5 protein-coding genes are annotated in these 10,140 nt (G+C 47.3%); 1 reads left to right on the forward strand and 4 read right to left on the reverse strand.

Annotation, left to right across the window (positions count from 1 at the left end):
- The coding region (locus AC1DUA_RS14875) for a response regulator (RefSeq protein WP_477500510.1) at positions 1 to 1,327 on the reverse strand (1,327 nt) is incomplete at its 3' end.
- Between the two features lie 146 nt (positions 1,328 to 1,473).
- Positions 1,474 to 2,877, reverse strand: coding sequence for an FAD-dependent oxidoreductase (locus AC1DUA_RS14880; protein ID WP_477500511.1), 1,404 nt, complete (start codon positions 2,875 to 2,877; stop codon positions 1,474 to 1,476).
- Between the two features lie 66 nt (positions 2,878 to 2,943).
- On the opposite strand from AC1DUA_RS14880, the gene AC1DUA_RS14885 reads away from it, so the two are divergent.
- Complete coding sequence (locus AC1DUA_RS14885) at positions 2,944 to 3,747, forward strand: substrate-binding domain-containing protein (protein ID WP_477500513.1); 804 nt, start codon at positions 2,944 to 2,946, stop codon at positions 3,745 to 3,747.
- 274 nt (positions 3,748 to 4,021) lie between these two features.
- On the opposite strand, the gene AC1DUA_RS14890 is transcribed toward AC1DUA_RS14885, so the two are convergent.
- Together AC1DUA_RS14890 and AC1DUA_RS14895 are read right to left on the reverse strand one after the other, a co-directional pair.
- Entirely contained in the window at positions 4,022 to 9,733 is a 5,712-nt protein-coding gene (locus AC1DUA_RS14890; protein ID WP_477500514.1) for a cadherin-like beta sandwich domain-containing protein, read from the reverse strand.
- 189 nt (positions 9,734 to 9,922) lie between these two features.
- The coding region (locus AC1DUA_RS14895; protein WP_477500515.1) for an NUDIX hydrolase at positions 9,923 to 10,140 on the reverse strand (218 nt) is incomplete at its 5' end.

A 10,140-nucleotide genomic window follows, 5' to 3' on the forward strand; every position in this document is an offset into this window, starting at 1 on the left:
AGGTGTGGATGCGTTCAATGACGTTTTTCGGCTTCCCTTTGCGCTTCTCCTCAATGCTTTCGCAAACCTGTAGAAGATGCTCTTCCACAATTTTCCGTAAATCTGCCATGCGCTCTTGTTTAAAAATACGTTCCCACAAATCTCTCTCCTTCTTCTCCATGTCGGGTCCCAGCATATTTAGCTCTTGCAAAAGCCGGCTAGCCAGCAAAATTAATTGCAAGCTCACGTTTCGCCCGTTCGAGAATCCTAACCTGCGGTTCTGAGAAAGCGGGATAAATACATCATCCAACTCGGCATGCAGTGCCGCTTTATCCGATGATTTGACCACTGACACAATACGTTCTCCCTGCGCAGCATCAAAACGGTATACGTTTTCATTATCATGTTCCAAATGGTCGATGGATATAATGCGATTTTTCCCCAAATACCATCGATGGTCAGCAGCCTCTTGCGCCTGATTATACGACTGTGGCAAAGCAGCCAATTCTGATATTCGTTCGCCTACGCCAATCGTAACGCTTATTTTCAACCATTTGAGCAAGCTATCCCGAATGTCCTCCGCAACACCAAGAAGCATCTCCTCCTGAGTATCTTCATCACCCATTCTCAGAATTCCAACGAATTCTCCATTGCGATTCTCAAACACATAACCCTGCATATATGTCCCGATAATTTCCTGGATAATATTCAAAATAGAGTAAGATAACAGCTGCTGATCCCTCTCGGAGCGTGTCGCCACCACTTGATCGCTATCATCAATTTTTACAACAATCGTCCAATAAACTGCTTCGCTAGGCAGCACAAGTCCTAGGAAATCAAGCCGATCTTTGATCCTGCCTGGGTGCGGAATTCCGTCCCGAATTAATGACATCAGAAACTTTTCACGCAGCAACGGCATGCTTTGAGTTAGTTTTACCTGCATATCAACGATATAGGTTCGTTCTTGCTCCGCTTCTTTTAATTCATTGACGACCCGCTCGACAACAGCAGCTAGTTCCAACCTATCGACAGGTTTAAATATATAATCCACCGCATTGACCTTGAGTGCTGATTTCAAATAATCCGCATCGTCATGCCCGCTCACAAACACAATTTTCATCGTCGGAAAACGCGCTTTAATAGCATGTGAAAGACGAATCCCATCCATCTGCGGCATGCGAACATCCGTCAAAACAATATCCGGTTTGAGACTCTCAATCACTTCCAGACCCACGTCTCCATCATCAGCTTCGCCAACAACCTCAATGCCATATTTATCCCATTCAAAATAAGACATTAAACCATGCCTCACAGTAGGTTCATCATCTACAATTACGAGTCGAAACATGTTGCATGCGCCTCCCTTATCCTGCAACTCTAGTATACTTGCTAGTCTGCGTGTTCGAAATAGATTGCCTTCAAAAAAAATCGCCCCTGCTGCCAAAGGCAGGTCTGGGACGATCTTCTAGATGATAATGTGATAATCTCCTCGAACTAATTGCTTTCCTCGTCGTACTCAATGTGACCGGAGGCCACAGTAACAGCTTCTACTTTTCCAGGATTTTCGCCCAGCCAAGCTCCTTGCTCTACCAGCTTGCGCTGAAGCTCTGGAATGTTCACCTCACGGAAACCGGCACCTGTCACGCTCGCCATTGCCGCAGCCGTACCAGCCGCTTGGCCCATGGCAAAGCAGTTCGGCATTACGCGCAGCGAGCCTTGGACCGGACGGTCCGACGAAACAGAGCGACCGGCAACAATAAGGTTGGACTTGCCTTGCGGCAGCATACAGCGGTAAGGAACACCATGTGATTTACCTTTTGGCAAATGTTTGATAACCATGGTGCTGCTGGCATTGGCGAGATGAATATCGATAAAGTACGCATTACGCGCTATATCATCTTCAAACGTCCGCATGGAGATGAAGTCATCCACGACAAGCGTATAATCGCCCGCTATGCGGCGCGTTTCTCTAATACCAATTTGATCACCGGAGTGCACAAGATGGATATTCTCGAACCCTGGCACATATTTGCGCAGAAATTTAATTTGTACATCGATCAGCTTGCGCCCTTCAATAGCCGCATACGTCAAATCTTCCGCGCTCGTACCATCGATGCCGAAAATATGTCCAAAATTAAACCCGGCAATGGAATCGGTGATCCATGCGATACCGGATACGCGTTTACGGCCTTCTGGGAGATCTCCATTTTGCTGCGCTTCCACAATCGTTTTATCGAGCTGCTTCGATTGCCCCGAGTCCTGGCAGAACTGATCGAAACGTGCTTTATCCGCTCCTGACACAAGATAGCACATCGTTCCCGGCTGCAGCTCACCATTTTCCCCGCCAGTCTGGAACGGTACGCCAGCAAGCGCCGCCAAATCAGCGTCCCCGCTCGCATCAATATACAGCTTGGCTTGAACGACTGAGCGTCCCGACTTGTTGCTGATCACCAGGCCACTGATGCGGTCGCCTTCCAGCAGCACTTGATCAGCGACGGTGTGGAACAAGATCTTGGCACCGCTCTCCAAAACTTGCTGATCATACACACGCTTCAGCGTTTCAACATCGATAGGCACCCAGTCCAATTGTTCCTTATAACGCTCATGAAATGCGTCTCCTGCCGCCCGCTTCATCTCGTTCAGAAGATCCAGGCCAATGCCGCGAATGATCGGCTTCTCGCCATCCGAGTATGGGCAGAATGCAGGCACTAATGCCGCTGTCCCCATGCCGCCCAAATATCCCCGCTGCTCGATCAGCAGTGTATCTGCACCATTGCGTGCTGCTGCCATGGCAGCGGCAACACCCGTTGCTCCGCCTCCGACAACGACGACGTCCGGTGTATAGGAAATCGGAAGCTCAGATGAAATCTTAATGGTTTGTGTCGTATGTTTAGCCATTTGCTCTACCTCCACATGATCTAATACGAGAAAATGAGATTCCTGCTTGTTCAAACAGAGGCATCCTTGAATTATCATGCGCGATTAATCGGCGGCTTGCAGGATCGCTTCGCCTCCTTCGGCCACCATATCGAAGTCTGCATGCTGCCGACTTCCATCCGGAGCAGCGAAATGCCCGACTGGTTGGAAGAGCGTGGCATTGCCTACACCGACGGCATCTTCATCGCTCCCAGCCTGACGCCTAAGTCTTGGGAGGATGAGCTCCTGAAGCTGCCGATCCCCAAAATTCTGCTGAGCTATCCACCGCTCGGCACCAAAGTAGACAGCGTCATCTGGGACATCTATGAAGCTACTTTCCAAGCCGTTGCCTACCTGCGGTCCATCGGGCATGTCCATATCATGTATGTTGGCGATACGCATCAACAGCGTGGCTTTATATTGCGCTGGCAGGCGTTCCAGCATGCCATGAATGAATTTGATGCGGCTATCGATCCGCGCCAGCATTCTATCGATGCGCGGAATACGAATCCGCATTGGCTGGAAGACCTGCGCGTCAAGCTGCTTCGCAACGCGCCTACCGCCTTGATTTGCGGCGTCGATGGCGAGGTCCCGGCTGTGTACCAGCTCTGCACCGAGCTGGGGCTGCGCATTCCCGAGGACATCTCCCTCATCGGCATGCTCAATGAGCAGCCCGTTTCCCTGCCAGAGTTCACCCGGCCGCTGCTGTCCGTTCGCGAAACCGGCTACCGGGCGGCTGATCGCATGCTCTGGCGCATCGCGAATCCCACGTTGCCGTGTGAGCATATTCGCATCCAGGGGGAGCTGTGGGTTGGGGGGACGACGGCTGAGAATTTGAGGTCACAGCCCTGATCCCCCAATAAATTTTACGTGGAAATAATACCGTTAATTTGTTCAAATGAACTAAATATATGGGATTAGATGGAAATACTCATTCTATTTCCCTTGTTTTTCCATAAAAGGAGCATTTCTAGTAGAATTAGCTGCAGAATTCCTTCTATTCGACAGCCGCATCTCTCAGCGCCATTTTTAACGGTAGAAAATGCAGTTATTTCGCCTTCCGGCTACTCCAAATCTTTTGAAAAAAAGAACCCAGCCTGATTAGGCTGGGTTCCTTCCATACATGCTACTTGTTCTTTTGTTCCAAAGCTTTTAACATAACCACAACAGACTCAGCTCTAGTTGCGTTAGCTTGCGGAGCAAAAGCATTTTTGTCTCTGCCTTGTACAATACCCGCTTGCTTCACGAAAGCAACACTGCCTTTGGCCCATGCTGGAATATTCTCGTCATCCGAGAAGCCCGTAGCCGCACCAGCAGCAGTGGATGCCCCCAGCGCGTTTGCGATAATCACGGCCATTTCGGCACGTGTTATTTGTGCATCTGGACGGAAGCTGCCGTCTTCATAACCATGAATGATGCCTGCTTTGACTGCTTTTGCGATAGCTTGCTCAGCCCAAGCTCCGATTTTGGCTTTGTCTGTGAAGGTTAGTACCGCTCCTTCTCCTTGCAGTTTCCATGCATTCATTAACATAACCGCGAATTCTGCGCGAGTTACTGTTGAATCCGGCTTAAATGTGCCATCCGGATATCCGCTTACGATACCTCCGTTAACTGCATTTTTAATGCTAACCTCTGCCCAATGTCCTGTAATATCACGGAAAGCAGGGTTGCCGGAAGGATCTTTCGTTGGTTCGGCTTGTCCGACAGCGAATACCGCATATTTCGTGAAGTGATTCACCGCTACAGTAATTCGATTACCATTCACAGTTCCGCCAGCAACCTCAACCCATGTTTTCTGCACTTCGTCAAAGTAGAAGACAGATGGTTTTTGATCTTTTTGTACAGCTGATGTGTCGAAAGCAAAGCTTAACGTGACCGGTTTACTGAAGCTCTCCGAGAAGTTTTTCAAAATCTCAAAGATCGGGCTTAGAAGAATATCTTTATCCGAAATCAGATTCTGAGTGTTCACTAATTTTTCAATCGATAATTTCAGTTCTTTCATTGCAGCTCCCGCAGGAATAGAAATGGTGATTGCCTCACCCAAACTAACTTCTCCTGATTGACCTACAAGAAGCGTTAATTGACCATTTGTTCCAGTCACAGAGGAAGGATTAGATGTTACAGAACCACTGTTACCAGCATCTTCATGTTCATCCTCATGCTCATCCGTATTTTCCTGCGCAGCGCGATTCACGGTAATTGTATATGCCTTCGACGTCGTCCCGTTCTGCGCTGTCACGATAATCTTAATTGTGTTTGCCCCGACAACTAAATCGATATTGCCACTAGTTTGACCGTTCAAGACTGCTGTCCCGTTTATGGTCATCGTCGAATGACTATCATCCAAACTGCCACTTACCGTGAGCTGGGATACCCCATTTGCTACATTGGCCGTGTAACTCGTTTGTGCGGAATCAAATACCGGCGTCAGTGCTCCACTCGAAAGCGTCAAACTGCTCAAGTCTGCATTTCCACTTACAATAGGTGCTCGTTCAATCGTTAGGCTATACGCATTACTTGTTGTACCGTCTTGCGCAGTTACTACAATGCTAATCGTATTAGAACCAACGTTCAAATTAGAAACACTGTAAGTATAAACATTGCCTGTTACAGTTGAATAGGTTGCACCCGTTACAGTAACCGTTTCATTAGGCTCTGCCTTTTCAAAGGACATATTGAGACCTGAAACCGTATTAGGTACTTCCACTTGATAGTTGAGCTGGGAATTCGAAAAATCCGGTAATAACTTCCCTTGATCGACCGACAAGTCTGCAAGCAGCGCATTGTTACTGATTCTTGTAACCGCAATCGTGTAGGTTTTTACCGAATTATTAACTGCTGTCACAACAACTTCGATATGATTCACGCCCACGCTAAGCGAAATATCTGTACTTGCATGACCGCTTACTACCGTTACATTTTTTACTGTCACACTCGCTCTTGTATCTGCTGTCGTTGGCGTAACCGTCATCGTCTCGACGTTGTTTGCTACACTTAACGTGTAGCTTGTCGTGTCAGCTGCAAAAGTCTCATTCAAATTTCCACTGCTAACACCCAAAGCACTTAAATCCGCATTTGAGCTTAGATCGCGAGTAACCTTGACCGTTAGTGCGACAGCTGAATTGCCAATGGCATCCGTTGCAACGACCTTAATCTCATTGTCGCCCATTGCTAGCATCGACAAGTCAATCGGAAGAATCGCTTTGCCGCCTACTGCTGTTACATTCGTTCCAGACTGTAGGACATTCGTGCTTCCAACTTTCGCCGTTACAATTGCACCCGCTTCGGTAGCAACGATAATGTTGAAGTTATCTGTTTGTGATGTGTTATCTTTGTCTGCTGACCCATCTTCGACAGGTACAGTCGGCGGTAACGTGTCCTTGGTCACAGCTACTGTCAAAATGCCAGAAGCAGCTCCCACGCCATCTGTAATAACAATTTCAATGTTGTTTGCGCCTTCTCCGAGGAGTGAGATATCAATTGGCAGTTGTGCTTTGCCACTTGCAGCTGTCACACTCGTTCCTGATTGTAGGACATTGGTGCCTCCTACTTTTGCTGTCACCGTTGCTCCTGTTTCTGCATTTACGATGATAGTGAAGTTTGCATTCTGGATCGTACCCGCTTTGGGCGCTGTTCCATCTTCCGTAGGATCCGTTGGAGGCGTCGTGTCTATTGTTACAGCAACTGTCAAAGCAATAGAAGTATTGCCTGTGGCATCTGTTGCGACAACGTCAATCTCGTTAGATCCTTCTGCAAGCTTTGTAATATCAATTGGCAGTGTTGCTTTACCAGCAGCAGCCGTTACACTCGCTCCSGACTGCAGAACGTTCACGCCTGCTACTTTCGCYGTTACTGCTGAACCYGTTTCCGCGTTTACGATAATGTTGAAGTTCGCGTTCTGGGTCGATCCTGCTTTGTTTGCCGTTCCGTCTTCCGCAGGAGTATTCGGTGGATTCGTATCCTTATTGACAATAATCGTTAAGGAAGYGGACGTGTTGCCAACGGCATCTTTCGCCTCAACTACGATRCTGTTCGATCCTTCCACCAACTTCGTTACATCAATCRGCAGYAMGGCTTTATTATTCGCCGCCGTTACTTCCGTACCAGACTGMAGCACATTCGTGGCTCCCACTTTCGCCGTCACCGTTGTCCCGTTTTCTGCGGTTACGATGATGTTGAAATTGGCATTCTGCGTAGTGTTTGCTTTGTCTGCTGATCCGTCTTCGACCGGTTTGCTCGGTGCTACCGTATCTTTCGTGACGGGTACCGTCAGTGATGTTGATGCGTTTCCTGCTGCGTCCGTCACGACAATGACGATCTGATTGTTGCTTTCAGCAAGCTTCGATAGATCAATCGGCAGCGTTGCTTTCCCGTTGGCTGCTATTATTGCAGTTCCAACTTGCAGCACATTTGTAGCGCCAATCTTCGCTGTTACCTTAGCATCATTTTCAGCATTGACGATAATATTGAAATTCGCATTCTGAATTGTACCCGCTTTATCAGCTGTTCCGTCTTCCGTTGGTACAGGAGGTGCAATCGTGTCTTTCTTGAGTGAAACCTTTAAATCTTCGGAAAAACTTTCAGCTCCAACGGTAAAAGCAATCACAATATCATTGCTGCCTTCTGTTAGCTTCGTGATGTCAATGGGAAGTGTTGCTTTCCCGTTTGCAACCGCAGGCACATTTGCTGCTCCTGATTCTAAAACAGTAAGAGCTCCTACTTTCGCTGTCACAACAGCTCCAACCAATGCGTTCACATTGATGTTGAAGTTCGCATTTTGGGAAGTTCCCGCTTTGTTAGCCGTTCCGTCCTCCGTTGGTGCTTTATAAATCACTACAGGATTCGAAGCATCCGATTGCTGCCCGTCTTTGTAGTTAACCGTATCCCCTTTTGCCATTACTTTAAAAGTGTAACTCCCCACGCCTGCTGAACGCATAGCGGTCAGGAAATTTGCACTCAGCGTACTGGCATTCGCCGAAACGGCGCTGCCCCACACCGATCCGTTGCGATATAACTGTGCTTCATAACCTGCTGCGCCTGACACCAGGTTCCAAGTCGCGATTCCGTCTTTCGACAGTTGCACGGTTGCCGCCTGACCTAGTGCAGAGGATGTGTTTGTTACATTCACCGCAAACGTCTGCGATGCTCCATTACTCGAATGGAAAGTAAACGTCTGCCATCCTTCAGCCAGTTGAGACAACATCTCTTTTTTGAGCGTTACAACACTTCCGGACACTGTAAAATCAGTACCTTGGATCAAAACCGTACCCCTGTTGCCGACACTGATGCTCTTCAGCGTGTTCGTCAACGTCACCGGAATGTCCGCCTGCTGGGAAGCATTGATGTTGAAGAAAGCTGCGCTCGGAACAGCAGAAGAAGCAACTGGTTGCCAAGTATCCCCATTCGTCGACTCAAGATAAGTATTATAATCGCCGACTGCATAGAATTTCCCATTTGTGTAGGAAACGAATTGCAAGGCGTTATAATTAACCGTATCTTCTCTTACCGGTGGTAACCAGTTCGCACCATCATTCGTTGATTTATAAATGGTACCAATTTCGTCAACGGCAATTAATACTCCATTGCCATAGGTGACCGAAGTGAGCTTGTAATCCGAAAGTGCCGTGGGATTTACAATCCAATTCGTGCCGTCGCTTGAAGTGATCACCGTTCCCGCATCGCCGACAGCAACATACTTGCCATTAGCATAAACAATGGAAGTCAGAGCAGGAACCAAATTTGAATTAACCTTGGACCAATTAATGCCATCAGTTGACCCTTTGATGAAGCCATCGTTCCCATTTCGCCCTACGGCAAGATAACGAGTTCCATCATAGATCACATTGGCAAATGATCCGCCATATGGATACTGCCATGTCGTACCATTAGTAGAAGCCACAATACCATCATTACCAAGCTGCATATATATGCCGTTATCATAGAAGGCATTTTGCGACGTCATTGTAGAGCCTTTAGCTTGCTGTTGAAAAATTGTACCATCCGCCGACGTAAAAATACCGCCATATGACGTCCCATCATAACCAAATAAGTAATATTTGGAATTGGCTGTATCATATAGGCCTCCAAATATTTGGCTCGACGCGTTGCCAGCTACTCTGAACGGACCAGACCAGCTAGTTTCATCTGTATACGTATAACTCGATCCCAAAGCGTCGTTGGCATAAAATCGATTGTTAAGGCTCAGTACAGAATTGATAAAAAATGAACCCTGAAGCTTCGTATGCTTAGACCAAGTGCTTCCATCTGTAGACGTATGTACATAACCGCCGGAATCACCAATAACAATCGCTGTGTTGCTGACCGCTATGGAGGTCAGATTGTTACTTGTCCCTATCATCATCGACGACCATGCAATGCCATCCGTAGAGGTGATCACCTTGCCCGCAGTTGTAACCGCATAGAACTTGTTGATATCGTTCCCCGCATAAGCAACTCTATCAATTCTGGTCGATATCGTGGAATCACGCTGCGTCCAAGTGTTTCCGTCAGGCGACGTCATTACCGTCCCTTGATCCCCTACAGCAACGAATTGATTGTTACCGTACGCAACGCTGGTATACGTGACATCAAGACGCGATTTGTCCGCGGCTATTTGCCAGTCGACCCCATTGCTGGACTTCAAAATTTTTCCATAGTAGCCTACAGCGACATACACGCCATCACCATAAGCGGCGCCTGTAATAGGCTCATTAGGAATTACACTGTGCTGATCGCCTGGCTGCTGACTTGCCGCCATCGTCTTTTGCCCCAGCATCGTTCCAAAAACGAGCAAGAAACAAATGAGCATAATGCTCACTCTTTGTAAATTTTTTATCAAATTACCCCTCCTCAACGATCTAGCAAATAAAAAAAGCATACTAGTAAAGCTTATCATACGGGCTTTTAATTTCACATGATAATATGATTAAAAAGATCGATATATTTACACTAGAAACATAGATTGTCAATTATTATTCTAAATTAAAAAAACCGAGCATTGGTATGCATCGGCGGCTTCTTAACAGCGTTAATTTATCGGAAGCTTGTACTCCTCTATCAGTTCAATATTTCTCTTACGATCCCTAGCGTAATCCTTAATTAGCTGCTTAATATTCGGATAAAGCACAATGCTGTCCAGCTCAGACAATGAAACCCATCTGACGCCTATCTGATTCTCATCGGGATTCGCTGGAAGAGACGGCCTGGAACCTTCTTTTATCTTGCAATCGAACATCAAGCTTAAAC

This window comes from Paenibacillus sp. 01T422 (assembly GCF_056398785.1).

Excerpts from the sequence above, each read along its gene's own strand:
- AC1DUA_RS14880 (WP_477500511.1), bottom strand. The coding sequence starts at position 2,877 with ATGGCTAAACATACGACACAAACCATTAAGATTTCATCTGAGCTTCCG.